The organism is Cupriavidus sp. 01L43 (assembly GCF_056399925.1).
This window is the reverse complement of sequence record NZ_JBFTSH010000013.1, coordinates 137892-160215: the sequence shown is the minus strand read 5'-3', so window position 1 is coordinate 160215 and position 22324 is coordinate 137892. Positions and strand designations below refer to the sequence as shown.

At 62.5% G+C, this 22324-nt stretch carries 31 protein-coding genes and 1 pseudogene; 27 read left to right on the top strand and 5 right to left on the bottom strand.

The window, feature by feature from the left end; all coding sequences use genetic code 11:
- Positions 1-2: 2 nt before the first annotated feature.
- The 5 genes from AC1DP9_RS20600 to AC1DP9_RS20580 all read right to left on the bottom strand — a co-directional run bounded on the left by AC1DP9_RS20600 (position 3) and on the right by AC1DP9_RS20580 (position 4458).
- A complete protein-coding gene (locus AC1DP9_RS20600) occupies positions 3-893 on the bottom strand; it encodes a beta-ketoacyl synthase N-terminal-like domain-containing protein (protein WP_477108333.1) in 891 nt (296 codons plus the stop codon).
- A complete protein-coding gene (locus tag AC1DP9_RS20595; RefSeq protein WP_477108332.1) occupies positions 890-2077 on the bottom strand; it encodes a beta-ketoacyl synthase N-terminal-like domain-containing protein in 1188 nt (395 codons plus the stop codon). The genes AC1DP9_RS20600 and AC1DP9_RS20595 overlap by 4 nt, the downstream gene beginning before the upstream one ends.
- Positions 2074-2988 (bottom strand): ApeI family dehydratase, encoded by a 915-nt coding sequence (locus AC1DP9_RS20590; RefSeq protein WP_477108331.1) that lies wholly within the window; start codon positions 2986-2988, stop codon positions 2074-2076. Before AC1DP9_RS20590 ends, AC1DP9_RS20595 begins: the two co-directional genes overlap by 4 nt.
- Before the next feature lie 17 nt (positions 2989-3005).
- Complete coding sequence (gene fabG, locus AC1DP9_RS20585; protein WP_218158060.1) at positions 3006-3761, bottom strand: 3-oxoacyl-[acyl-carrier-protein] reductase; 756 nt, start codon at positions 3759-3761, stop codon at positions 3006-3008.
- A gap of 103 nt (positions 3762-3864) precedes the next feature.
- Positions 3865-4458 (bottom strand): helix-turn-helix transcriptional regulator, encoded by a 594-nt coding sequence (locus tag AC1DP9_RS20580; RefSeq protein WP_477108330.1) that lies wholly within the window; start codon positions 4456-4458, stop codon positions 3865-3867.
- A gap of 120 nt (positions 4459-4578) precedes the next feature.
- Between AC1DP9_RS20580 and recQ the strand changes: the two genes are divergently transcribed.
- The 27 genes and pseudogenes from recQ (at position 4579) to secY (ending at position 22314) form a co-directional block, all read left to right on the top strand.
- Complete coding sequence (recQ, locus tag AC1DP9_RS20575) at positions 4579-6432, top strand: DNA helicase RecQ (RefSeq protein ID WP_477108329.1); 1854 nt, start codon at positions 4579-4581, stop codon at positions 6430-6432.
- A 333-nt stretch (positions 6433-6765) separates the two neighbouring features.
- Entirely contained in the window at positions 6766-7143 is a 378-nt protein-coding gene (gene rpsL / locus AC1DP9_RS20570) for a 30S ribosomal protein S12 (RefSeq protein WP_010810460.1), read from the top strand.
- A gap of 223 nt (positions 7144-7366) precedes the next feature.
- Positions 7367-7837: a 30S ribosomal protein S7 gene (gene rpsG / locus AC1DP9_RS20565; protein ID WP_092301786.1), complete on the top strand. Its 471-nt coding sequence runs from the start codon at positions 7367-7369 to the stop codon at positions 7835-7837.
- A gap of 118 nt (positions 7838-7955) precedes the next feature.
- A pseudogene (fusA, locus tag AC1DP9_RS20560) lies at positions 7956-10016 on the top strand (elongation factor G); the annotation flags it as partial.
- On the top strand, positions 9993-11003 hold the full coding sequence (tuf, locus tag AC1DP9_RS20555) for an elongation factor Tu (protein ID WP_477108350.1): 1011 nt from the start codon (positions 9993-9995) through the stop codon (positions 11001-11003). The pseudogene fusA and the gene tuf, both read left to right, overlap by 24 nt.
- 81 nt (positions 11004-11084) lie before the next feature.
- Positions 11085-11393, top strand: coding sequence for a 30S ribosomal protein S10 (rpsJ, locus tag AC1DP9_RS20550; protein ID WP_006160488.1), 309 nt, complete (start codon positions 11085-11087; stop codon positions 11391-11393).
- Between the two features lie 371 nt (positions 11394-11764).
- Positions 11765-12415: a 50S ribosomal protein L3 gene (rplC, locus tag AC1DP9_RS20545; RefSeq protein WP_092299452.1), complete on the top strand. Its 651-nt coding sequence runs from the start codon at positions 11765-11767 to the stop codon at positions 12413-12415.
- A 12-nt stretch (positions 12416-12427) separates the two neighbouring features.
- Positions 12428-13048 carry a 50S ribosomal protein L4 gene (rplD, locus tag AC1DP9_RS20540; RefSeq protein WP_092299449.1) on the top strand — a complete coding sequence of 207 codons (621 nt, stop codon included), beginning with the start codon at positions 12428-12430 and terminating at the stop codon, positions 13046-13048.
- Complete coding sequence (rplW, locus tag AC1DP9_RS20535; RefSeq protein WP_092299446.1) at positions 13045-13359, top strand: 50S ribosomal protein L23; 315 nt, start codon at positions 13045-13047, stop codon at positions 13357-13359. The genes rplD and rplW overlap by 4 nt, the downstream gene beginning before the upstream one ends.
- A 2-nt stretch (positions 13360-13361) precedes the next feature.
- The gene (gene rplB, locus AC1DP9_RS20530) at positions 13362-14192 is read left to right on the top strand and encodes a 50S ribosomal protein L2 (RefSeq protein WP_092299443.1); all 831 of its coding nucleotides are present in this window, start codon (positions 13362-13364) and stop codon (positions 14190-14192) included.
- Positions 14193-14214: 22 nt separating this feature from the next.
- The gene (gene rpsS / locus AC1DP9_RS20525; protein WP_092299440.1) at positions 14215-14490 is read left to right on the top strand and encodes a 30S ribosomal protein S19; all 276 of its coding nucleotides are present in this window, start codon (positions 14215-14217) and stop codon (positions 14488-14490) included.
- Positions 14491-14499: 9 nt separating this feature from the next.
- The gene (rplV, locus tag AC1DP9_RS20520; protein ID WP_010812393.1) at positions 14500-14829 is read left to right on the top strand and encodes a 50S ribosomal protein L22; all 330 of its coding nucleotides are present in this window, start codon (positions 14500-14502) and stop codon (positions 14827-14829) included.
- Positions 14830-14838: 9 nt separating this feature from the next.
- A complete protein-coding gene (rpsC, locus tag AC1DP9_RS20515) occupies positions 14839-15648 on the top strand; it encodes a 30S ribosomal protein S3 (RefSeq protein WP_441593427.1) in 810 nt (269 codons plus the stop codon).
- 2 nt (positions 15649-15650) lie between these two features.
- Positions 15651-16067 (top strand): 50S ribosomal protein L16, encoded by a 417-nt coding sequence (gene rplP, locus AC1DP9_RS20510; protein WP_006576240.1) that lies wholly within the window; start codon positions 15651-15653, stop codon positions 16065-16067.
- A gap of 11 nt (positions 16068-16078) precedes the next feature.
- The gene (gene rpmC / locus AC1DP9_RS20505) at positions 16079-16273 is read left to right on the top strand and encodes a 50S ribosomal protein L29 (protein WP_092299434.1); all 195 of its coding nucleotides are present in this window, start codon (positions 16079-16081) and stop codon (positions 16271-16273) included.
- Entirely contained in the window at positions 16270-16548 is a 279-nt protein-coding gene (gene rpsQ / locus AC1DP9_RS20500) for a 30S ribosomal protein S17 (protein WP_092299431.1), read from the top strand. Before rpmC ends, rpsQ begins: the two co-directional genes overlap by 4 nt.
- Before the next feature lie 279 nt (positions 16549-16827).
- On the top strand, positions 16828-17196 hold the full coding sequence (gene rplN, locus AC1DP9_RS20495; protein ID WP_017225233.1) for a 50S ribosomal protein L14: 369 nt from the start codon (positions 16828-16830) through the stop codon (positions 17194-17196).
- 9 nt (positions 17197-17205) lie between these two features.
- Positions 17206-17514 carry a 50S ribosomal protein L24 gene (gene rplX / locus AC1DP9_RS20490; protein WP_092299428.1) on the top strand — a complete coding sequence of 103 codons (309 nt, stop codon included), beginning with the start codon at positions 17206-17208 and terminating at the stop codon, positions 17512-17514.
- Between the two features lie 25 nt (positions 17515-17539).
- Positions 17540-18082, top strand: a complete 543-nt coding sequence (gene rplE / locus AC1DP9_RS20485) for a 50S ribosomal protein L5 (RefSeq protein WP_092299425.1) — start codon at positions 17540-17542, stop codon at positions 18080-18082.
- A 9-nt stretch (positions 18083-18091) separates the two neighbouring features.
- Positions 18092-18397: a 30S ribosomal protein S14 gene (gene rpsN, locus AC1DP9_RS20480; RefSeq protein WP_092141234.1), complete on the top strand. Its 306-nt coding sequence runs from the start codon at positions 18092-18094 to the stop codon at positions 18395-18397.
- A 27-nt stretch (positions 18398-18424) separates the two neighbouring features.
- A complete protein-coding gene (rpsH, locus tag AC1DP9_RS20475) occupies positions 18425-18820 on the top strand; it encodes a 30S ribosomal protein S8 (protein WP_092141231.1) in 396 nt (131 codons plus the stop codon).
- A 9-nt stretch (positions 18821-18829) separates the two neighbouring features.
- Entirely contained in the window at positions 18830-19363 is a 534-nt protein-coding gene (rplF, locus tag AC1DP9_RS20470) for a 50S ribosomal protein L6 (RefSeq protein WP_092299420.1), read from the top strand.
- Positions 19364-19374: 11 nt separating this feature from the next.
- Positions 19375-19731: a 50S ribosomal protein L18 gene (rplR, locus tag AC1DP9_RS20465; RefSeq protein ID WP_092299512.1), complete on the top strand. Its 357-nt coding sequence runs from the start codon at positions 19375-19377 to the stop codon at positions 19729-19731.
- A 21-nt stretch (positions 19732-19752) separates the two neighbouring features.
- Positions 19753-20271, top strand: coding sequence for a 30S ribosomal protein S5 (gene rpsE, locus AC1DP9_RS20460; RefSeq protein WP_092299417.1), 519 nt, complete (start codon positions 19753-19755; stop codon positions 20269-20271).
- A 10-nt stretch (positions 20272-20281) separates the two neighbouring features.
- Positions 20282-20464: a 50S ribosomal protein L30 gene (gene rpmD, locus AC1DP9_RS20455; protein ID WP_006160440.1), complete on the top strand. Its 183-nt coding sequence runs from the start codon at positions 20282-20284 to the stop codon at positions 20462-20464.
- Between the two features lie 22 nt (positions 20465-20486).
- Positions 20487-20921, top strand: coding sequence for a 50S ribosomal protein L15 (rplO, locus tag AC1DP9_RS20450; protein ID WP_092299411.1), 435 nt, complete (start codon positions 20487-20489; stop codon positions 20919-20921).
- A gap of 49 nt (positions 20922-20970) precedes the next feature.
- The gene (gene secY / locus AC1DP9_RS20445; RefSeq protein ID WP_092299408.1) at positions 20971-22314 is read left to right on the top strand and encodes a preprotein translocase subunit SecY; all 1344 of its coding nucleotides are present in this window, start codon (positions 20971-20973) and stop codon (positions 22312-22314) included.
- Positions 22315-22324 lie beyond the last annotated feature (10 nt).

The window sequence follows — 22324 nt, the reverse complement described above, 5'->3', positions numbered from 1 at the left end:
GGTCAGCATTGGGAAACAAATGCCATGTAGCGGTGCTCGTGTATGGCGACGAGGATGAAGGGGTGGTCGTCACGCAGCGTCGGCAGGGCGCACAGCAGGGGTGCCAGGGCGCCTGCGTCGTCGCACGTGAGGATGTCTGGGGGCGGAAGGCCTTTGGGCCAGCTGAGCGGCGTGCGGGCCGGGACAACAAGCCGCGTCGGTCCGGGAAACCCGGAGGCGGTGCGCGTCAGCGCGTGGACCAGCCGCCGCGGCAGTTGTCCGGTCGTTTCGACCCGGCCCCAACCGAGGGGCCGCAGGCAATGACCGTTCTCCGTCGCGTGCCTGCCCAGCCGGAGCGCAACGGCGCCCGGCAGGATGGCTGCGCCGGCACCCTCGGGGATCGCCTCTTCGGCGGCAATGACCAGCGATTGGTCGGCGCGACCGGCCTGGATCGCCTGGATGCCCAGCATCAGGGCTTCGAAGCCGGCCAGGAACGGCGACGTGACGGTGCTGCATAGCGCGCGGGCCTGACAGTCGATGGCGACGTGGGCGGCGGCAATATTGGCCGAGATATTGGGTGCGCTGACGGTGCTGACGGCATCCAGTCCGCCGTGGGCCACGGCCTGATCGAACAGGTGCCGGACTGAGACATCCGCGACACTTGTACCGAAACAAAGCGCGAGCCGCTCAGGGGCGACGCGGCCATCCGTGCATGGATCGGGACACCGGCGCGCCGCGGCCAGCGCGTAGCGCGTGGTGTCGTTGAGGTAGCGGTGCCGCGTACCCGGCAGCCACAGGGCCGGATCGAACCAGTCCGGGTCGACGATCGCAAGCGTGCCAGGCGAGCACGGGAGAAGATCTTCTCCGATGCCGGGCGCCACGGCCGCGCAGGTCAGGAGATTGACGGCGCTCATGGCGTCCCTTCCTGCAAGACCAGGGACACGTTGTTCCCACCGAATCCACAGGCATTGATGAGTGCCCGAAGCGGCCGTCTTGCCCGCAGTGGCGTTTCACGGTTGGGCAGCCGGATGCGCGTGGCCGGATCAGGGCGCTCGCAGTAGCCTGCCGGCACCTTCCGATGTGCCAGTGCAAGCGCCGCCGCGAGCAGGGAGAACATGCCGGACGCGCCTGCGGTGTGTCCGATATGCGCCTTGACGGACAGCACCGGCGGCATGACGACGCTTGGGCCAAGCACTGCCGCCAGAATGTTGCCTTCGATGCGGTCGTTGGGGGGCGTGCCGGTGCCGTGTGGCACGATGACGTCGATGCCGTCGGGGCCGACATTCGCATCGCGCAGCGCCTCACGCAAGGCCCGGGAGATGTCCCGGCCGCCGGGTTCGGGGGCGGTCGGGTGGAAGGCGTCGCAGCTCACGCCGATGCCTCGGATGCGTCCGGCGGATCCGGCGTGCGCGGCAGCTTCGCTGTCGGCCACGAGTACCAGCGCGGCGGCGCCTTCGCCCAGCACGGTGCCCAGGCGGCGGACGTCGAAGGGCATGCACCCCTGCGGATCGAGCGCCGTCATGCGTTGAAAGCCCGATTGGGTGACGTGGGAAAGCAGGTCGGCGCCGATCACGATCATCGCGTCGGCCATGCCGGCCCGGATGATGTCCACCGCATGGACCAGGGCATGAAGGCCGGCCGAGCAGGCGTTGGCGGCGACGAAAGCCGGTCCGGACACCTGGATGGGCAGCACGTGGGGCAGCGTGTCTATGGCGCGGTACGGGTGGCTCGTGGCATACGGCGCCACGGCGTCTTCTAGGCGGTGCCGTTCGGCACGGCGGCTGTCCCCGGCCGCCGTGCCAAGCACCAGACCGGTGTGCAGGGTGTCGAGTGCATGGCCGCGTCTGCCGGCGTCATCGAGGGCTTGCAGGGCAACATCTGCGATCAGGCTGTCGAAGTCGGCATGCACATGAGAGGCCGACGCGGGCAGGCAATGGCCATGGCGCCACGTCCGCCCATCGGTACTCCGCGGGACGATGGCGTTCGGTGACGGCGCCTCGGGTGCGCGTTGCAGGGCACGCCAGAAGGCTTCGACATCCGGACCTGCGGCGGAGCAGGCGCCGAATCCGGCCAGCAGGACATCGCGCCGCTGTGTCATCGCTGGCCTCCAGCGGCGCCGAGTGTCGTCGCGCCAATGGAGAAGGCCATCAGATCGTCGAACAGGGCGACAGTGCGTCCCCCGACGCTGGTCTGTCCCGCCAGGTGGGCCACGTTGCGCCCACATTCCAGGAGATGGACGTCGTGGCGAAGCTGGTCCCCCGGCAGGGCCCGGCCAAGCAGATGGATGCCGCGAAACTCGCCGAACACGGTCAGCGAGGCGGCGCCGCCAGCGTCCGCAAAGAAGCCGCGCCGGGATAGCAGCAGCCCCGCGCCCTGGGCGAAGGACTCCACCAGCAGCGCCAACGGATATGCCAGTTGCGCCTCGTCCATGCCGCGATGCGCGGCGCTGAAGCAAGGCTCATTGAGCGTGATGTTCTTGTAGGCGACTGCGCGAGCAGTGCCATCCAGCGCCACACGATCGACCAGCCGCATGGGATGACCATGCGGTAGCACCTTGAGGGCGACGGTCGGATCGCGCGGCAAATCCGCCGCGGATACTTCCGGGGCGCCTGCATGGCGTGGCACCGGGCCAGTGCCGAGGATGCCGTGGGCCACCGCGCTACCAGGCTTGGTAAAGCGGATCTGCACCGCATCGAGGTCATCCCAGGCGACCTGCAATGTGCAGGTGTCCCCCGGCAGGACCGGGTTCTGGAAGCGCAGGCGCGTCACACTGGTGACGCGGCGCCCCGTCTGGCCGCTCTGCGCGAGCGCATGGTTGGCGGCATGCTGCGCCATCTCCAGCAGGAATGCCCCGGGCAGGATGGGGTACGTCGGAAAGTGGCCCTGAAAGCTGTCGTCGTCGTCCGCAAAACGCCAGTCGAATTCCCATTCGCGGAGGCCGGGCCGGCGACAGTCCGAGAAGCCCCGGACGCTGCGGGCCATGATGAGAGGCGGGAGGATGTCGTCCACGATATCGCCCTGGCGCCTTAGAGGACGAGCCCGCCGTCGATCTGAAAGACCTGGCCCGTGACGTAGGCCGCGTCGGCGGAGGCCAGGAAGCGGACCAACGCCGCGACTTCCTCGGGCCTGCCAAAGCGGCGCAGCGGCACGCGGGCCAGTGCGGCCGACGCGACGCTGTCGGAAAGGCCTGCCGTCATGTCGGATTCGATGAAACCCGGCGCCACGGCATTGACGCGCACGCCGTAGGGCGCAACCTCCTTGGCCAGCGCCCGGGTGAAGCCGATCATGCCGGCCTTCGATGCCGAATAGTTGGTCTGGGTAGCGTTACCGTAGACGCCCGCAATGGACGCCACGTTGACGATGACGCCGGTGCGCCGCTTCATGAAGTGGAAGGCGGCGGACCGGCTCAAGTGGAAGGTGCCGGTGAGATTGGTGTCGATGACCGCGGCCCATGCATCGGGTCGCATTGTCGCCAGCGGCGCATCGCGGGTGATGCCGGCGTTGTTCACCAGCACGTCGACCTGGCCGAGATGTTCGATGGTCTCGGCAAAGAAGCGCTCGCAGGCGCCCGCGTCGGCAACGTTGCATTGCAGGGCCAGCGAGGGGATGCCTGCGGCGCGCAGCTGGGCGAGTGTCTCGAGGCCGGCATCGCCTGATGCGTGATGGCAGTAGGAGATTGCGTAGCCAGCGTCGGCCAGTGCCAGGCATATCGCCCGGCCGATCCCGCGTGAGCCGCCGCTGACCAGTGCAACCGGGCGCTGCGGCGATGCCATCGATGTCATCTGCCATTCCTCGCAATGTCGATGGCGCATTGCAACAGACATGGCGAAGTGCAGTAACTACCAAATCTGATAGGCGCGTGGGCTACGTTTGCGCCAAGTCAACTCACACGTTGAGCCACCCCTGCAAGGCAGCGCACACGGCTGCCGCCGTCTTGTTCCTGGCCTGCAGCTTGAGCATTGCATTGCGAATGTGGAAGTTGACGGTGTTGCCGGAGACCATCAGCAATGCGGCGATTTCCGACGAGGTCTTGCCCTGGGCAGTCAGTTTCAGGACTTCGAGCTCGCGCTCGGTCAGGGGCGACTGTCCTTGCCCGGTGGGGCGCGCCATGCGTTGCTGGTCCAGCACGAGATGAACCACGAAGGCGAACCAGCGCATGCGAATTTCGCGACGGCCAAGCTTGCCGTTGACCGGCGGGGTTGGCGACGGGGCGGAGGATAGGGGCCCACCGCGCATGGCCAGGGTGAAGTCCTCCTCCGACAGACCGTGGCACAGGCCCAGCAGCCTTGCCTCGCTCCACAGCTGGCTCGCCGAGAATGTCATGCTGCGGTTCCCCATATCGAAGCCGAGCATCGCGGCGGTCGTCTCGATGCTCTCGAGTACTTCACGCTCCGAGGCTGCCGGCTTGCTGATGCGATTGAGTCGATCCTGCCAATTGCCCATTGCATCGCCCCTTGTTGAGAGTCTGGCAATGCCCATGGAACTCTGCAACCGTCGAGAACGCAATCGCCGTTATCCGAAATAGCGATCTCGGCAGCATCGGCGCCGAGCCCGGGCGCCTTAGTGGTAAGGTTACGGCTTTCCCGAATTCCGCTGTCCATGTCGCGCACACTGGCGATCCTCAAAGAAGTCTTCGGCTACCACGCCTTTCGCGGCCGGCAGGCAGAGATCATCGACCATGTGGCCGAGGGCGGCGATTGCCTGGTGCTTATGCCCACGGGCGGCGGGAAGTCGCTCTGCTACCAGATACCGGCGCTGCTGCGCCAGCAGGCGGGGCAGGGGGTCGGTATCGTCGTCTCGCCCCTGATCGCGCTGATGCAGGACCAGGTGGCGGCGCTGACCGAGGCCGGTGTGCGCGCCGCGGTGCTCAATTCCACGCTGACCAGCAGTGAAGCCTCCGCCGTGGAGCGCGACCTGCTCGCGGGGCGGCTGGAAATCCTCTATGTGGCGCCCGAGCGGCTGATGACGCCGCGCTTCCTCGACCTGCTCGAACGTACCCGCGTCGGGCTGTTCGCGATCGACGAGGCGCATTGTGTGTCGCAATGGGGCCACGACTTCCGGCCCGAGTACATCCAGCTGTCGGTGCTGCACGAGCGCTTCCCGCAGGTGCCGCGTATTGCACTCACGGCCACGGCGGACACGCAGACGCGCGAAGAGATCGTCGAGCGGCTGGCGCTGGACGACGCGCGCGTGTTCATCTCCAGCTTCGACCGGCCGAACATCCGCTACCGCATCGTCGAGAAAGACAATGCGCGCAACCAGCTGCTCGCCTTTATCAAGGCCGAACACATGAATGGCCACGGCGGGCACGACAGCGGCATCATCTATTGCCTGTCGCGCAAGAAGGTCGAGGATACCGCCGCCTGGCTGGCCGGCCACGGCATCCAGGCGCTGGGGTATCACGCCGGCATGGATGCCCAAGTGCGGCAGCGTCACCAGGCACGCTTCCGGGAAGAGGAGGGCATCGTGATGGTGGCGACAATTGCCTTCGGCATGGGCATTGACAAGCCGGACGTCCGGTTCGTCGCCCATATGGACCTGCCCAAGAGCATGGAAGGCTATTACCAGGAAACCGGTCGCGCTGGCCGCGACGGCCTGCCCGCCAATGCCTGGATGGCCTACGGCCTGGGCGACGTGGTGCAGCAGAAGCGGATGATCGACGAGTCCGAAGCGGACGATGCCCACAAGCGCGTGTCGTCCTCCAAGCTCGACGCCCTGCTGGGTTTGTGCGAGACGGCCGGCTGCCGGCGCGTGCGCATCCTGGCGTATTTCGACGAAAACGCTGAGCCGTGCGGCAATTGCGACACTTGCCTTGAGCCGCCAGCGACCTGGGACGGCACGCGCGAGGCGCAGATGGCCCTGTCCTGCGTCTACCGCACGGCCCAGGCGAGCCGCGTCCACTTCGGCGCGACCCATCTGATCGATATCCTGCGCGGCAACGCCAACGAGAAGATCCGGCAGTGGGGCCATGACAAGGTCTCGACCTTCGGCATCGGCAAGGACCGGTCGGTCTCGGAGTGGCATGCGATCTTCCGCCAGCTGATTGCCCACGGGCTGCTGGTGATCGACCATGGCGGCCATGGCGCGTTGCTGCTGGGCGAGTCGGCCCGGGCCGTGCTCAAGGGCGAGCAGCCGATTACGCTGCGCCGGCAGGTCAGCAAACCGGCCAAGTCCGGCGACCGCGCCGCACGTGGCACGCGTACCGACCATACCGCGACGATGGACCCCGACGCGCTGGCCCACTGGGAGGCGCTGCGCAGTTGGCGCACGGCGGCGGCGCGCGAGCACGGCGTGCCGGCCTACGTCATCTTCCATGACGCGACGCTGGCCGAACTGGCCCGCAGCGCGCCCGAATCGCTCGGCGAACTGGCTGAAGTGCCCGGTATCGGTGCATCGAAGCTCGAGCGCTACGGCGAGGAAATCCTCGAGACGCTGCGCGCGGTCCGAGTCTGACCGGGGCGCCCACCCAAGGCGTATACAGAGCGGGTATACAGCTTGACCATTGTCAACACCCCTGCTAGGATGCCAGATTCGAGTTTTTGGCTTTGGATTTCGCTCGTCCGTCGGACGCGCGCCCGCGGAGTGATCCTTGCGGCGCAGCCGGCAGGATAGCCAAGCGGGATCCGGGCGAGCTCGCGCTCTTTGGCAAGTCTGTCACTTCACAGCCCTTCCTTTCGAGCGCCCGCTCTCCATTCCCGTCCGAAACCCGTAGTTGCCCCTCAGGCCGAATTCATTGATATGGAGCCGGCGGAGGGGTGTTTTTGTAAAACCAAGCTGGATTGAACAATGCCAACTATCAACCAACTGGTTCGCAAGCCGCGTGTCTCTGAAGTCGTCAAGAGCAAGAGCCCTGCGCTTGAGAACTGCCCGCAGCGTCGCGGCGTGTGCACCCGTGTGTACACCACGACGCCGAAGAAGCCGAACTCGGCACTGCGTAAGGTCGCCAAGGTGCGCCTGACCAACGGTTTCGAGGTCATCTCGTACATCGGCGGTGAAGGCCACAACCTGCAGGAACACTCGGTCGTGCTGATCCGCGGCGGCCGTGTGAAGGATCTGCCGGGTGTGCGTTACCACATCGTCCGTGGCTCGCTCGACTTGCAAGGCGTGAAGGACCGCAAGCAAGCTCGTTCGAAGTACGGCGCGAAGCGTCCGAAGGCTGCCTGATCGTTTTCAGGGCAGCTGGGCAAGCGATTGCCCGCAGCAGCAACAAGAAGATGGCCTGTGGCGCGAGTCATGGTGCTGTCACCAGGCGGCGGTACAACGGAGAGTTATGCGCCGTGCCGTCGAGTAAGTGGTCACCCGGCGAATTTGCCATGCAGGCAAGCTAGTTGGTGGCCGGAGAGTCGCGATAAGTAACGCGCTCTCAACTGAATCTAAAGGAAAGAAGATGCCACGTCGTCGTGAAGTCCCCAAGCGGGAAGTTCTGCCTGATCCGAAGTTCGGTAACGTTGAAGTTGCCAAGTTCATGAACGTGCTGATGCTGGACGGCAAGAAGTCGGTTGCCGAACGCATTGTGTACGGCGCGTTCGACCAGATCGAAAAGAAGGCAGGCAAGGCCCCCATCGAAGTGTTTTCCGTTGCCATCAACAACGTGAAGCCGGTGGTGGAAGTGAAGAGCCGTCGCGTGGGCGGCGCCAACTATCAGGTTCCGGTCGAAGTCCGTCCGTCGCGTCGTTTGGCATTGGCGATGCGTTGGCTGCGCGAGGCCGCGAAGAAACGCAGCGAGAAGTCGATGGCGCTGCGCCTGGCAGGTGAGCTGCTGGAAGCATCGGAAGGCCGTGGCGGCGCGATGAAGAAGCGCGATGAAGTGCACCGCATGGCCGAAGCCAACAAGGCGTTCTCGCACTTCCGCTTCTAAAGCGAGCGAGACACGTTGTTGGTTGCCGGGCGGGCTGTGTTGCTACACATCTCGCCCGTTTGTGTTAGGGGCGCGGGCGATGAGATGCCGGCGCCTCACGGACGAATAGAGGATTAAAGTGGCTCGTAAGACTCCCATTGAGCGCTACCGCAATATCGGTATTTCGGCTCACATTGACGCGGGTAAAACCACCACGACCGAGCGGATCCTGTTCTACACCGGTGTGAACCACAAGATCGGTGAAGTGCACGATGGCGCGGCCACCATGGACTGGATGGAGCAGGAGCAGGAGCGTGGCATCACGATCACCTCCGCTGCCACCACCGCTTTCTGGAAGGGCATGGCCGGGAACTATCCCGAGCACCGCTTCAACATCATCGACACCCCGGGCCACGTGGACTTCACCATCGAGGTGGAGCGCTCCATGCGCGTGCTGGACGGTGCCTGCATGGTCTACTGCGCAGTGGGTGGCGTGCAGCCCCAGTCGGAAACCGTGTGGCGCCAGGCTAACAAGTACGGCGTGCCGCGTCTGGCCTTCGTGAACAAGATGGACCGTACCGGCGCCAACTTCTTCAAGGTCTACGACCAGCTGAAGAACCGCCTGAAGGCCAACCCGGTGCCCGTCGTGGTGCCGATCGGCGCTGAAGACGGCTTCCAGGGTGTCGTCGATCTGCTGGAAATGAAGGCGATCATTTGGGACGAAGCCAGCCAGGGCGTGAAGTTCGAATACCAGGACATCCCGGCCGAGCTGCAAGCTATCGCTGAAGAATGGCGCGAGAAGATGGTCGAGTCCGCCGCCGAAGCCAGCGAAGAGCTGATGGAAAAGTACCTGGGCGGCGAAGAGCTGACCCGTGCCGAGATCGTCAAGGCGCTGCGTGACCGTACCATCGCCTGCGAAATCCAGCCGATGCTGTGCGGCACCGCGTTCAAGAACAAGGGTGTGCAGCGTATGCTGGACGCCGTGATCGACTTCCTGCCGTCGCCGGTCGATATTCCGCCGGTCACCGGCGTGGACGAACGCGACGACGAAAAGAAGCTCGAGCGCAAGGCTGACGACAGCGAGAAGTTCTCGGCGCTGGCGTTCAAGATCATGACCGACCCGTTCGTTGGCCAGCTGATCTTCTTCCGCGTGTACTCGGGCAAGATCAATTCGGGCGACACCGTGTACAACCCGGTGAAGCAGAAGAAGGAGCGTCTGGGCCGTATTCTGCAGATGCACGCGAACCAGCGCGAAGAAATCAAGGAAGTGCTGGCCGGCGACATCGCCGCTGCGGTGGGCCTGAAGGACGCCACCACGGGCGATACGCTGTGCGATCCGGCTGCCCCGATCGTGCTCGAGCGCATGATCTTCCCGGAGCCGGTGATCTCGCAGGCTGTCGAGCCGAAGACCAAGGCTGACCAGGAAAAGATGGGCATCGCCCTGAACCGCCTGGCCGCTGAAGATCCGTCGTTCCGCGTGCGTACCGATGAAGAATCGGGCCAGACCATCATTTCGGGCATGGGCGAGCTCCACCTGGAAATTCTGGTCGACCGCATGAAGCGCGAATTCGGCGTGGAAGCCAACATCGGCGCGCCGCAGGTGGCTTACCGCGAAACCATTCGCAAGAAGGCCGAAGACGTCGAAGGCAAGTTCGTCAAGCAGTCGGGCGGCCGCGGCCAGTACGGTCACGCCGTGATCACGCTGGAACCGCAAGAGCCGGGCAAGGGCTTCGAGTTCATCGACGCCATCAAGGGCGGCGTGATTCCTCGCGAATACATCCCGGCAGTCGAGAAGGGTATCGTCGACACGCTGTCGGCCGGTATTCTGGCTGGCTTCCCGGTGGTGGACGTGAAGGTTACGCTGACGTTCGGTTCGTACCACGATGTGGACTCGAACGAAAACGCGTTCCGCATGGCCGGCTCGATGGCTTTCAAGGAAGCCATGCGCAAGGCCAGCCCGGTTCTGCTCGAGCCGATGATGGCCGTGGAAGTGGAAACGCCGGAAGACTACACGGGTACGGTGATGGGCGATCTGTCGTCCCGTCGCGGCATCGTGCAGGGCATGGACGACATGATTGGCGGCGGCAAGATCATCAAGGCCGAAGTCCCGCTGTCGGAAATGTTCGGTTATTCCACGTCGCTGCGCTCGGCCACGCAAGGTCGCGCCACGTACACCATGGAATTCAAGCATTACGCCGAGGAAATGGCAAAGGAAAAGTTCGAGCGGACCAAGCCGCACGTGAACGTAGGTACGATTGGTCACGTTGACCACGGCAAGACGACGCTGACGGCAGCAATCGCCACGGTGCTGGCTGCGAAGTTTGGCGGCTCGGCCAAGAAGTACGACGAAATCGACGCAGCGCCGGAAGAGAAGGCACGCGGCATTACCATCAACACCGCACACGTGGAATACGAGACGGCYAACCGCCACTACGCCCACGTTGACTGCCCGGGCCACGCTGACTATGTGAAGAACATGATCACGGGCGCTGCGCAGATGGACGGCGCAATCCTGGTGTGCTCGGCCGCTGACGGCCCGATGCCGCAGACGCGCGAGCACATCCTGCTGGCCCGTCAGGTTGGCGTGCCTTACATCATCGTGTTCCTGAACAAGTGCGACATGGTGGACGACGCCGAGCTGCTCGAGCTGGTGGAAATGGAAGTGCGCGAGCTTCTCTCGAAGTACGACTTCCCGGGCGACGACACCCCGATCATCAAGGGTTCGGCCAAGCTGGCGCTGGAAGGCGACAAGGGCGAGCTGGGCGAAGTGGCGATCATGAACCTGGCCGACGCCCTGGACACGTACATCCCGACGCCGGAGCGTGCGGTTGACGGTACGTTCCTGATGCCGGTGGAAGACGTGTTCTCGATCTCGGGCCGCGGTACCGTGGTGACGGGTCGTATCGAGCGCGGCGTGGTGAAGGTCGGTGAGGAAATCGAAATCGTGGGTATCCGCCCGACGGTGAAGACGACCTGCACGGGCGTGGAAATGTTCCGCAAGCTGCTGGACCAAGGTCAAGCTGGCGACAACGTGGGCCTGCACAAGGAAATGGTCATGCCGGGCGACAACGTGTCGATCACGGTCAAGCTGATCGCCCCGATCGCCATGGAAGAAGGTCTGCGCTTCGCTATCCGTGAAGGCGGCCGTACCGTCGGCGCCGGCGTCGTGGCAAAGATCCTCGACTAAGCAATTGTTCCTGGGACATGTCCTCGGGCATGTCCCCTTTTATCTGGGCGCACGCGCTCATCGCTCTTTCAAGGAAATATCATGCAGAACCAGAAGATCCGTATCCGCCTGAAGGCTTTCGACTATCGCCTGATCGACCAGTCGGCAGCCGAAATCGTGGATACCGCCAAGCGCACGGGCGCGATCGTCAAGGGCCCGGTGCCCCTGCCGACCCGCATCCAGCGTTTTGACATCCTGCGTTCGCCGCACGTCAACAAGACCAGCCGCGATCAGTTCGAGATCCGCACCCACCAGCGCCTGATGGACATCGTCGACCCGACGGACAAGACCGTCGACGCGCTGATGAAGCTGGACCTGCCGGCCGGCGTGGACGTCGAGATCAAGGTGTAAGCTTGCCTGACCCGGGCCGGTCCTCCGGCCCGCTGCAGCACAGAACGGCGGACGCAAGTTCGCCGTTTTTGCTTCCGGGCAACACGTGTTCTGCCCGGATGGCGCCCTGCATCGGCCCGCAACGTGCCGAAATTTACCGGGAAGTGCGGAAATCGTCCCCCTTCCCGGCAAAAAAGAGCCAGCACCCTCAAGAAAAGGCGCCGTGCATGTTGCCCTTTCCAAACTACTGCGATATAGTGTAAGGCTACCCGTTTATCCGGGTAGTGGGGGCCGTTTTGGTCGTGCGCAATCCTTTTCGCGCAACCCGCACATCGCACAGTTTTCGTGTATCAATCAGCCCCGGCCAATCGCAGCTGGGAATGGAGCAAACCATGAGCCTTGGCCTTGTAGGTCGCAAGGTTGGCATGACCCGTATTTTCACGGACGACGGTGATTCGATTCCCGTTACCGTGGTCGAGGTCGGCGACAACCGCGTGACGCAAATCAAGACGGACGAGACCGACGGTTATACCGCCGTTCAAGTCACCTTCGGCAGCCGCCGCGCAAGCCGCGTTACCAAGCCGCTGGCGGGTCACCTCGCCAAAGCCGGCGTGGAAGCCGGTGAAGTCATCAAAGAATTCCGCATCGATGCAGCCAAGGCTGCCGAGCTGCAAGCTGGCAGCTCGCTCTCCGTCGACCTGTTCCAGGTTGGCCAGAAGATCGACGTGCAGGGCGTGAGCATCGGTAAGGGCTACGCCGGTACCATCAAGCGCTATCACTTCGCATCGGGTCGTGCCTCCCACGGTAACTCGCGTTCGCACAACGTGCCGGGTTCCATCGGTATGGCGCAGGATCCGGGCCGTGTGTTCCCCGGCAAGCGCATGACCGGTCACCTGGGTGATGTCACCCGCACCGTCCAGAACCTGGAAATCGCCAAGATCGACGCAGAGCGCAAGCTGCTGCTGGTCAAGGGCGCCATTCCTGGCTCCAAGGGCGGCAAGGTCGTCGTTACCCCGGCCGTCAAGGCCAAAGCCAAAGCTTAAGGAGCGCATGTAATGGAACTCAAGCTCCTCCAGGACAACGGCCAGATCGGCGCCGGCGTTGCCGCGTCGCCTGAAGTGTTCGGCCGTGACTACAACGAAGCCCTCGTTCACCAGATCGTCGTCGCTTACCAGGCCAACGCGCGTAGCGGTAACCGTAAGCAGAAGGATCGTGAAGAGGTCAAGCACACGACCAAGAAGCCGTGGCGCCAGAAGGGTACGGGCCGTGCTCGTGCCGGTATGTCTTCCTCGCCGCTGTGGCGCGGGGGTGGTCGTATCTTCCCGAATTCGCCGGAAGAGAACTTCACCCAGAAGGTCAACAAGAAGATGTTCCGTGCCGGTATGCGCTCGATTTACTCGCAGCTCGCACGTGAAGGTCGTATCAACGTGGTGGACGGTTTCACTGTCGACGCGCCCAAGACCAAGCTCTTGGCCGACAAGTTCAAGGCCATGGGCCTGGACTCGGTGCTGATCATCACCGACAGCCTCGACGAGAACCTCTACCTGGCTTCGCGCAATCTGCCCCACGTGGCAGTCGTGGAGCCGCGCCAGGCTGACCCGCTGTCGCTCGTGCACTACAAGAAGGTGCTCGTGACCAAGGCCGCCGTCGCGCAGATCGAGGAGTTGCTGAAATGACGCAAGTAGCCAAGAACGATCATCGTTTGATGCAGGTGCTGCTCGCGCCGGTGGTTTCCGAAAAGGCAACCCTGGTCGCCGACAAGAATGAACAGGTCGTGTTCGAAGTGGCTCGCGATGCCAACAAGGCAGAAGTGCGCGCAGCCGTCGAACTGCTGTTCAAGGTCGAGGTGCAGTCCGTTCAGATCCTGAACCAGAAGGGCAAGCAAAAGCGCTTTGGCCGCTTCATGGGCCGTCGCAACCACGTAAAGAAAGCTTACGTGTCGCTGAAGCCGGGTCAGGAAATCAATTTTGAAGCGGAGGCCAAGTAATCATGGCACTCGTCAAGACCAAGCCGACTTCCCCGGGCCGCCGCTCGATGGTGAAGGTCGTGAACAACGACCTGCACAAGGGCGCCCCGCACGCTCCGCTGCTGGAAAAGCAATTCCAGAAGTCGGGCCGTAACAACAATGGTCATATCACCACCCGCCACAAGGGCGGTGGTCATAAGCACCACTATCGCGTGGTCGACTTCAAGCGCAACGACAAGGACGGCATCCCCGCCAAGGTCGAGCGCCTGGAATACGATCCGAACCGTAGCGCCAACATCGCGCTCGTGCTGTTCGCCGACGGCGAGCGCCGGTACATCATTGCCACGAAGGGCATGGTGGCTGGCCAGCCGCTGATGAACGGCTCGGAAGCGCCGATCAAGGCCGGTAACAACCTGCCGATCCGCAACATCCCGGTCGGTACCACGATCAACAACGTGGAAATGCTGCCTGGCAAGGGTGCGCAAATCGCCCGCGCTGCTGGTGGTTCCGCTGTGCTGCTGGCCCGCGAAGGCGTGTACGCCCAGGTGCGTCTGCGCTCCGGCGAAGTGCGTCGCGTGCACATCGAGTGCCGCGCCACCGTTGGTGAAGTGGGTAACGAAGAGCACAGCCTGCGCGTCATCGGCAAGGCCGGTGCGACGCGTTGGCGCGGTATTCGCCCGACCGTCCGCGGCGTGGTGATGAACCCGGTGGATCACCCGCACGGTGGTGGTGAAGGCAAGACCGCCGCTGGTCGCGATCCGGTTTCGCCGTGGGGTACCCCGGCCAAGGGTTACCGTACCCGCAGCAACAAGCGCACTGCCAGCATGATCGTGCAGAAGCGCCACAAGCGTTAATCGGTAGGTAGGAGCCTAGAACATGACACGTTCCGCAAAAAAGGGTCCGTTCTGTGACGCCCACCTGCTGAAGAAGGTGGAAACGGCTGCAGGCGGCAAGGATAAGAAACCCATCAAGACTTGGTCGCGTCGCTCGACCATTCTGCCGGAGTTCATTGGCCTGACGATCGCCGTTCACAACGGCCGTCAACACGTGCCGGTGTACGTTACGGAAAACATGGTTGGCCACAAGCTCGGCGAATTTGCGCTCACGCGCACGTTCAAGGGCCACGCGGCTGACAAGAAAGCCAAGAGGTAAGGTGCCATCATGGAAGTGAAAGCGATTCATCGCGGTGCCCGTATCTCCGCCCAGAAGACGCGTCTGGTTGCTGACCAGATCCGCGGTCTGCCGATCGAGCGTGCGCTCAACGTCCTGACGTTCAGCCCGAAAAAGGCTGCCGGGATCGTGAAGAAGGTGGTCGAATCGGCCATCGCCAACGCCGAGCATAACGAAGGCGCCGACATCGACGAGCTGAAGGTCAAATCGATCTTCGTCGACAAGGCAACCTCGCTCAAGCGCTTCACGGCACGGGCAAAGGGCCGCGGCAACCGCATCGAGAAACAAACCTGTCACATCACTGTGACGCTCGGCAACTAAGGAGTCACGATGGGACAGAAGATTCATCCGACTGGCTTCCGTCTGGCCGTCAGCCGTAACTGGGCTTCGCGTTGGTACGCCAACAACACGAAGTTCGCCGGCATGCTGAAAGAAGACATCGAAGTTCGCGAGTTCCTGAAGAAGAAGCTCAAGAACGCATCGGTTGGCCGCGTCGTGATCGAGCGTCCTGCCCGCAATGCCCGTCTCACCATTTATAGCTCGCGTCCGGGCGTGGTGATTGGCAAGAAGGGTGAGGACATCGAGCTGCTCAAGGCCGAGCTGCAACGCCGCATGGGTGTGCCCGTGCACGTGAACATCGAGGAAATCCGCAAGCCGGAAACCGATGCGCAGCTGATCGCCGACTCGATCACCCAGCAGCTCGAGCGCCGTATCATGTTCCGCCGCGCCATGAAGCGCGCGATGCAGAACGCGATGCGCCTCGGTGCCCAGGGTATCAAGATCATGAGCTCGGGTCGTCTGAACGGTATCGAAATCGCACGTACCGAATGGTACCGTGAAGGTCGTGTGCCCCTGCACACCCTGCGCGCCGACATCGACTACGGCTTCTCCGAAGCCGAAACCACCTACGGCATCATCGGTGTCAAGGTGTGGGTCTACAAGGGCGACTACCTGGGCCGCAATGACGCGCCTGTGGTGGAAGAGCCTCAAGAAGACCGTCGTCGTCGCCCGGGTCGTCCGGAAGGCCGTCGCCGTGAAGGCGAAGGTGGCCGTCCGGGTGGCAACCGCCGCGGTGGTGCAGGTGCTGGCGCTGGCGCTGGTCGCCGCGCTGCGCCTGGCGATGCGAAGAGTGGAGAATAAGAATGCTGCAACCGAAGCGTAGGAAGTATCGCAAGGAGCAGAAAGGCCGCAACACGGGTAAGGCTACCCGTGGCAACGCCGTGTCTTTCGGCGAATTCGGCCTGAAGGCAATGGGCCGTGGTCGTCTGACCGCGCGCCAGATCGAGTCGGCCCGTCGTGCGATGACCCGTCACATCAAGCGTGGCGGCCGCATCTGGATCCGGATTTTCCCGGATAAGCCGATCTCGAAGAAGCCCGCCGAAGTCCGTATGGGTAACGGTAAGGGCAATCCGGAATACTACGTGGCTGAAATTCAGCCGGGCAAGATGCTGTACGAAATGGATGGCGTGAGCGAAGAGCTGGCACGTGAGGCGTTCCGCCTCGCGGCCGCCAAGCTGCCGATCGCCACGAATTTCGTGGTGCGTCAGGTCGGGACGTAAGGAGAGCAGGGATGAAAGCATCCGAACTTCGCGGCAAGGACGCCGCAGGGCTGAACCAGGAGCTCTCCGAGCTTCTGAAGGCCCAATTTAGCCTGCGCATGCAAAAGGCCACCCAACAGCTGCAGAACACCAGCCAGCTGAAGAAGGTGCGCAAGGACATCGCGCGTGTGCAAACCGTGCTGAGCGAAAAGGCAGACGCGAAATGACTGAAGCTGCAAAGACTGAAACGTCGCTTCGCCGGACTCTCGTAGGCCGTGTCGTTAGCGACAAGATGGACAAGACCGTTACGGTCCTGATCGAAAACCGCGTCAAGCATCCTCTGTACGGCAAGTACGTGCTGCGTTCGAAGAAGTACCACGCACACGACGAAGCCAACCAGTACAAGGAAGGCGACAAGGTCGAGATCCAGGAATCGCGTCCGCTGTCGCGGACCAAGTCCTGGGTGGTTTCCCGGCTGGTAGAAGCTGCGCGCGTCATCTAAGAACAACAGTTCTTCGCTGACTTGCAAGTCCAGGGTTATGTTGCTATAATCCTGGACTTCCGCTTTGTAGCGTTCGTCGAAGCTTCACCAACACGGCGTACCTCCGAAGCGAGCCAAGGCCTGGTGGTCCTGGAGTTGTCCGGGCTGCCTGGTGACTACCGACTTCCAAGTTGATCAACCCAAGCGGTACTGGCGCAAAGCCGGGGCCGACGGGACCAAGACTGACCGGCGGACTTCCATCTTGAGAAATCCGGCGGATTAAGTTGGGAAGATAACACCATGATTCAGACAGAAAGCCGGCTCGAAGTGGCCGATAACACTGGTGCGCGCGAAGTGCTGTGCATCAAAGTGCTGGGTGGGTCCAAGCGCCGCTATGCGAGCGTGGGCGACATCATCAAGGTGACCGTCAAGGACGCAGCGCCGCGCGGTCGCGTAAAGAAGGGCGATATCTACAACGCCGTCGTTGTACGTACCGCCAAGGGCGTGCGCCGTGCAGACGGTTCGCTCGTCAAGTTCGACAGCAATGCCGCTGTCCTGCTGAACACCAAGCTCGAGCCGATCGGCACCCGTATTTTCGGGCCGGTGACTCGTGAACTCCGTACCGAGCGCTTCATGAAGATCGTGTCGCTCGCACCGGAAGTGCTGTAAGGAGCCGCCATGAACAAGATTCGTAAAGGCGACGAAGTCATCGTCCTGACCGGCAAAGACAAGGGCAAGCGCGGTACCGTGCAAGCCATGCTCGGCGACAAGGTCGTTGTGGAAGGTGTGAACGTTGCCAAGAAGCACGCTCGCCCGAACCCGATGCTGGGCACCACCGGTGGTGTGGTCGACAAGGTCATGCCGCTGCATATTTCCAACGTTGCGCTCGTGGATGCCAATGGCAAGCCGTCGCGCGTCGGCATCAAGGTTGAAGAGGGTAAGCGCGTGCGCTTCCTGAAGTCGACCGGCGCCGTCGTGGCCGCTTGATTCTGGGCACAGATAGGAGTTGAGCATGGCAGCACGTCTGCAAGAGTTTTACAAAGAGAAGGTTGTGCCGGCGCTCATGGAGCAGTTCGGTTACAAGTCGGTCATGGAAGTGCCGCGTATCACCAAGATCACCCTGAACATGGGTCTTGGCGAAGCCATCAATGACAAGAAGGTCATTGAACTGGCCGTGGGCGACCTGACCAAGATCGCTGGTCAGAAGCCGGTTGTGACGAAGGCCAAGAAGGCCATCGCCGGTTTCAAGATCCGCCAGGGCTACCCCATCGGTGCGATGGTGACCCTGCGTGGCGAGCGCATGTTCGAATTTCTCGATCGTTTCGTGACCGTGGCCCTGCCGCGCGTGCGTGACTTCCGTGGTGTGTCGGGTCGTTCGTTTGACGGCCGTGGCAACTACAACATCGGTGTGAAAGAGCAGATCATTTTCCCCGAAATCGAGTACGACAAGATCGACGCACTGCGTGGTCTGAACATCAGCATCACGACGACGGCAAAGAACGACGAGGAAGCCAAGGCTCTCCTGAACGCGTTCAAGTTCCCGTTCCGCAATTAAGGGGTTACCGTGGCTAAACTGGCTCTGATTGAACGTGAGAAGAAGCGCGCCAAGCTGGTGGCGAAGTACGCCGCCAAGCGCGCAAACCTCAAGGCCATTATTGACGACCAAGAAAAGTCGGAAGAAGAGCGTTATCTGGCGCGTCTGGAGCTGCAACAGCTCCCGCGCAACGCGAATCCGACCCGCCAGCGTAATCGCTGCGCGATCACCGGTCGTCCCCGCGGTACCTTCCGCAAGTTTGGCCTGGCGCGTAACAAGATCCGCGAAATCGCCTTCAAGGGCGAAATTCCGGGTCTGACGAAAGCCAGCTGGTAATTACGCACAGGCTACAGGAGAAACAGTATGAGCATGAGCGATCCTATCGCCGATATGCTGACGCGCATCCGCAACGCCCAAGGCGTGCAGAAGGCGTCGGTGGTCATGCCCTCGTCGAAGCTGAAAGCGGCGATCGCCAAGGTCCTGAAGGACGAAGGCTACATCGACGACTTCGCAGTGCAGGAAGAAGGCGGCAAGGCACAACTGAGCATCGGTCTGAAGTACTATGCCGGCCGTCCGGTCATCGAGCGCATTGAGCGCGTCTCGAAGCCCGGCCTGCGCGTGTACAAGGGCCGTAGCGAGATCCCCCAGGTGATGAACGGCCTCGGTGTTGCGATCATCTCGACCCCCCAGGGTCTGATGACCGACCGCAAGGCACGTGCCACCGGCGTGGGCGGCGAAGTTCTCTGCTACGTCGCTTAAGGAGCAAACATGTCCCGTGTAGGTAAGGCTCCCATCTCGCTGCCGAAAGGCGCGGAAGTGAATGTGGCGGCTGGCGTGCTCTCCGTGAAGGGCCCGCTCGGTACGCTGTCCCAGCCGATTCACAACCTGGTCAAGGTCAGTGTCGAGAATGACACGCTGACTTTCGCGCCGGTTGACGAATCGCGTGAAGCAAACGCCCTGCAAGGCACCATGCGCGCCCTGGCGGCAAACATGGTCAAGGGCGTGACCACTGGTTTCGAGCGTAAGCTGAACCTCGTTGGCGTGGGCTATCGTGCCCAGCTGCAAGGCGCTGCGCTGAAGCTCCAGCTTGGTTTCTCGCATGACGTGATCCATGAGATGCCGGAAGGCGTGAAGGCGGAAACGCCGACGCAGACCGAGATCATCATCAAGGGTGCGGACAAGCAGAAAGTCGGTCAGGTTGCCGCTGAAGTTCGCGCGTACCGTCCGCCTGAGCCCTACAAGGGCAAGGGTGTTCGCTACGCTGACGAGCGCGTCATCCTGAAAGAAACCAAGAAGAAGTAAGGGGTGCAATGATGAACAAGAAAGACGCTCGTTTGCGCCGTGCACGTCAGACCCGCGCCAAAATCGCGGAACTGAAAGTCAATCGTCTGACCGTGTTCCGTACGAATTCGCACATTTACGCTCAGGTGTACTCGCCGTGCGGCACGCAAGTGCTGGCATCGGCCTCGACCGCCGAAGCAGAAGTGCGCAAGGAACTGACCGGCAGTGGCGCGACTGTTGCCGCCGCCACCGTGGTTGGCAAGCGCGTGGCCGAGAAGGCCCGTGCAGCCGGCGTGGAAACCGTCGCGTTCGATCGTGGTGGCTTCCGCTTCCACGGCCGCGTGAAGGCCCTGGCTGACGCTGCGCGCGAAGCCGGCCTCAAGTTCTAAGCGCACAAAGAGAGATACGTCATGGCAAAGATGCAAGCAAAAGTCCAGCAGGACGAACGCGACGACGGCCTCCGCGAGAAGATGATCTCGGTCAACCGTGTCACCAAGGTGGTGAAGGGTGGCCGGATTCTCGGTTTCGCTGCGCTGACCGTGGTCGGTGACGGCGATGGCCGCATCGGCATGGGCAAGGGCAAGGCCAAGGAAGTTCCGGTGGCCGTGCAGAAGGCAATGGACGAAGCCCGTCGCAAGATGGTGAAGGTTTCGCTCAAGAACGGCACGCTGCAACACGAAGTCATCGGCAAGCACGGCGCTGCCAAGGTGCTGATGATGCCCGCCAAGGAAGGTACCGGCGTGATCGCCGGCGGCCCGATGCGCGCAATCTTCGAAGTGATGGGCGTGACGAACGTGGTGACCAAGTCGCACGGTTCGACGAACCCGTACAACATGGTTCGCGCCACCATCGATGGTCTGCAAAAGATGAGCACGCCGGCGGAAATCGCTGCCAAGCGCGGCAAGTCGGTTGAAGACATCCTCGGCTAAGGTGAACGAAATGTCGCAACAAACCGTAAAAGTGCAACTCGTGCGCAGCCTGATCGGCACGCGCGAGGATCACCGCGCCACCGTTCGTGGCCTGGGCCTGCGCCGCATCAACTCGGTGTCGGAGCTGCAGGACACGCCCGCCGTGCGCGGCATGATCAACAAGGTCTCGTACCTGGTGAAGGTTCTGGCCTGATCCCGGGGACTTGGAGAGCAACATGCAATTGAATAACCTGAAGCCGGCCGACGGTTCGAAGCACGCCAAGCGTCGCGTCGGCCGTGGTATCGGTTCCGGCCTGGGCAAGACCGCCGGTCGTGGTCACAAGGGTCAGAAGTCGCGTTCGGGCGGCTTCCACAAGGTGGGTTTCGAAGGCGGCCAGATGCCGCTGTATCGTCGCCTGCCGAAGCGTGGTTTTACCTCGCTGACCAAGGCGTTCAACGCCGAGGTGACCCTGCGTGACATCGAACGCCTGGAAGCTGCTGAAGTGGACCTGCTGGTCCTGAAGCAAGCTGGCCTGGTGGGCGACCTGGTCAAGAACGCCAAGGTCATCAAGGCTGGCGAACTGACCCGCAAGGTAACGATCAAGGGTCTGGGCGCCACCGCTGGTGCCAAGGCCGCGATCGAAGCCGCTGGCGGCCAGATCGCTGAGTAATTCTGCAGCAGTATTCGCAGCATAGGCGAAGTCACAGTCGGAGCATCGTTTGGCCACGGCGAAACCCAATGCAAGCGCGCAGGCTAGGAACACGGCGAAGTACGGCGATTTGAAGCGCCGGCTGATGTTCCTGGTGCTGGCCCTGATCGTCTACCGCATCGGTGCACATATTCCGGTGCCGGGAATCGATCCGGAACAGCTCGCGAAGCTTTTCCAGAGTCAGTCGGGTGGCATCCTCGGGATGTTCAACCTGTTCTCGGGCGGTGCGCTGTCGCGCTTTACCGTCTTCGCGCTCGGCATCATGCCGTACATCTCGGCGTCGATCATCATGCAATTGCTGACGATCGTGCTGCCGCAGCTGGAGACGCTGAAGAAGGAAGGGCAGGCAGGGCAACGCAAGATCACGCAGTACACGCGTTACGGCACGGTGGTTCTGGCCACGTTCCAGGCGCTGTCGATTGCGGTCGCGTTGGAGTCGCAGCCGGGTCTGGTCATCGATCCGGGCCTGATGTTCCGGGCGACGGCGGTGATCACGCTGGTGACCGGTACGATGTTCCTGATGTGGCTGGGTGAGCAGATCACCGAGCGTGGTCTGGGCAACGGCATCTCGATCATCATCTTCGGCGGTATCGCGGCGGGCCTGCCCAACGCGATCGGCGGACTGTTCGAACTGGTCCGCACGGGGTCCATGAGCGCGTTCGCAGCGATTGTCATCGTAGCGATCGTGGTCGGTGTGACCTTCGCCGTGGTGTTTGTCGAGCGGGGTCAGCGCAAGATCCTGGTGAACTATGCCAAGCGTCAGGTCGGCAACAAGGTGTACGGCGGTCAGTCGTCGCACCTGCCGCTGAAGCTGAACATGGCAGGGGTGATTCCGCCGATCTTCGCATCGTCGATCATCCTGTTCCCGGCGACGATCGCGGGCTGGTTTACGTCCGAGTCGACGGGCGCGGTGGGACGGTTCATCAAGGACCTGGCCGCTACGCTGTCGCCGGGCCAGCCGGTCTACATCCTGCTGTACGCTGCTGCAATTGTTTTCTTCTGCTTCTTCTATACGGCTCTGGTGTACAACAGCCGGGAAGTTGCGGATAACCTGAAGAAAAGCGGTGCCTTCATTCCGGGCATCCGTCCGGGCGAGCAAACGACGCGCTATATCGACAAGATCCTGGTGCGCCTGACGCTGGCTGGTGCGATTTACATCACACTGGTCTGCCTGTTGCCGGAATTCCTGGTGCTGCGCTGGAACGTTCCGTTCTATTTCGGCGGAACCTCGCTGCTGATCATCGTGGTCGTCACGATGGACTTCATGGCCCAGGTACAGTCCTATGTCATGTCGCAACAGTATGAGTCGCTGCTGAAGAAGGCGAATTTCAAGGGTAATCTGACCTTGCGTTGATGCCGGGTCG

Excerpts from the sequence above, each read along its gene's own strand:
- rplD (WP_092299449.1), top strand. The coding sequence starts at position 12,428 with ATGGAACTCAAGCTCCTCCAGGACAACGGCCAGATCGGCGCCGGCGTT.
- rpmD (WP_006160440.1), top strand. The coding sequence starts at position 20,282 with ATGTCGCAACAAACCGTAAAAGTGCAACTCGTGCGCAGCCTGATCGGC.
- rpsH (WP_092141231.1), top strand. The coding sequence starts at position 18,425 with ATGAGCATGAGCGATCCTATCGCCGATATGCTGACGCGCATCCGCAAC.
- rpmC (WP_092299434.1), top strand. The coding sequence starts at position 16,079 with ATGAAAGCATCCGAACTTCGCGGCAAGGACGCCGCAGGGCTGAACCAG.
- rplC (WP_092299452.1), top strand. The coding sequence starts at position 11,765 with ATGAGCCTTGGCCTTGTAGGTCGCAAGGTTGGCATGACCCGTATTTTC.
- rpsS (WP_092299440.1), top strand. The coding sequence starts at position 14,215 with ATGACACGTTCCGCAAAAAAGGGTCCGTTCTGTGACGCCCACCTGCTG.
- AC1DP9_RS20595 (WP_477108332.1), bottom strand. The coding sequence starts at position 2,077 with ATGACACAGCGGCGCGATGTCCTGCTGGCCGGATTCGGCGCCTGCTCC.
- rplF (WP_092299420.1), top strand. The coding sequence starts at position 18,830 with ATGTCCCGTGTAGGTAAGGCTCCCATCTCGCTGCCGAAAGGCGCGGAA.
- AC1DP9_RS20580 (WP_477108330.1), bottom strand. The coding sequence starts at position 4,458 with ATGGGCATTGCCAGACTCTCAACAAGGGGCGATGCAATGGGCAATTGG.
- rplV (WP_010812393.1), top strand. The coding sequence starts at position 14,500 with ATGGAAGTGAAAGCGATTCATCGCGGTGCCCGTATCTCCGCCCAGAAG.
- fabG (WP_218158060.1), bottom strand. The coding sequence starts at position 3,761 with ATGACATCGATGGCATCGCCGCAGCGCCCGGTTGCACTGGTCAGCGGC.
- rpsL (WP_010810460.1), top strand. The coding sequence starts at position 6,766 with ATGCCAACTATCAACCAACTGGTTCGCAAGCCGCGTGTCTCTGAAGTC.
- rplE (WP_092299425.1), top strand. The coding sequence starts at position 17,540 with ATGGCAGCACGTCTGCAAGAGTTTTACAAAGAGAAGGTTGTGCCGGCG.
- rplO (WP_092299411.1), top strand. The coding sequence starts at position 20,487 with ATGCAATTGAATAACCTGAAGCCGGCCGACGGTTCGAAGCACGCCAAG.
- recQ (WP_477108329.1), top strand. The coding sequence starts at position 4,579 with ATGTCGCGCACACTGGCGATCCTCAAAGAAGTCTTCGGCTACCACGCC.
- rpsC (WP_441593427.1), top strand. The coding sequence starts at position 14,839 with ATGGGACAGAAGATTCATCCGACTGGCTTCCGTCTGGCCGTCAGCCGT.
- rplP (WP_006576240.1), top strand. The coding sequence starts at position 15,651 with ATGCTGCAACCGAAGCGTAGGAAGTATCGCAAGGAGCAGAAAGGCCGC.
- rpsG (WP_092301786.1), top strand. The coding sequence starts at position 7,367 with ATGCCACGTCGTCGTGAAGTCCCCAAGCGGGAAGTTCTGCCTGATCCG.
- rplW (WP_092299446.1), top strand. The coding sequence starts at position 13,045 with ATGACGCAAGTAGCCAAGAACGATCATCGTTTGATGCAGGTGCTGCTC.
- AC1DP9_RS20600 (WP_477108333.1), bottom strand. The coding sequence starts at position 893 with ATGAGCGCCGTCAATCTCCTGACCTGCGCGGCCGTGGCGCCCGGCATC.
- rplN (WP_017225233.1), top strand. The coding sequence starts at position 16,828 with ATGATTCAGACAGAAAGCCGGCTCGAAGTGGCCGATAACACTGGTGCG.
- rplB (WP_092299443.1), top strand. The coding sequence starts at position 13,362 with ATGGCACTCGTCAAGACCAAGCCGACTTCCCCGGGCCGCCGCTCGATG.
- rplX (WP_092299428.1), top strand. The coding sequence starts at position 17,206 with ATGAACAAGATTCGTAAAGGCGACGAAGTCATCGTCCTGACCGGCAAA.
- rpsQ (WP_092299431.1), top strand. The coding sequence starts at position 16,270 with ATGACTGAAGCTGCAAAGACTGAAACGTCGCTTCGCCGGACTCTCGTA.
- rplR (WP_092299512.1), top strand. The coding sequence starts at position 19,375 with ATGAACAAGAAAGACGCTCGTTTGCGCCGTGCACGTCAGACCCGCGCC.
- rpsE (WP_092299417.1), top strand. The coding sequence starts at position 19,753 with ATGGCAAAGATGCAAGCAAAAGTCCAGCAGGACGAACGCGACGACGGC.
- rpsJ (WP_006160488.1), top strand. The coding sequence starts at position 11,085 with ATGCAGAACCAGAAGATCCGTATCCGCCTGAAGGCTTTCGACTATCGC.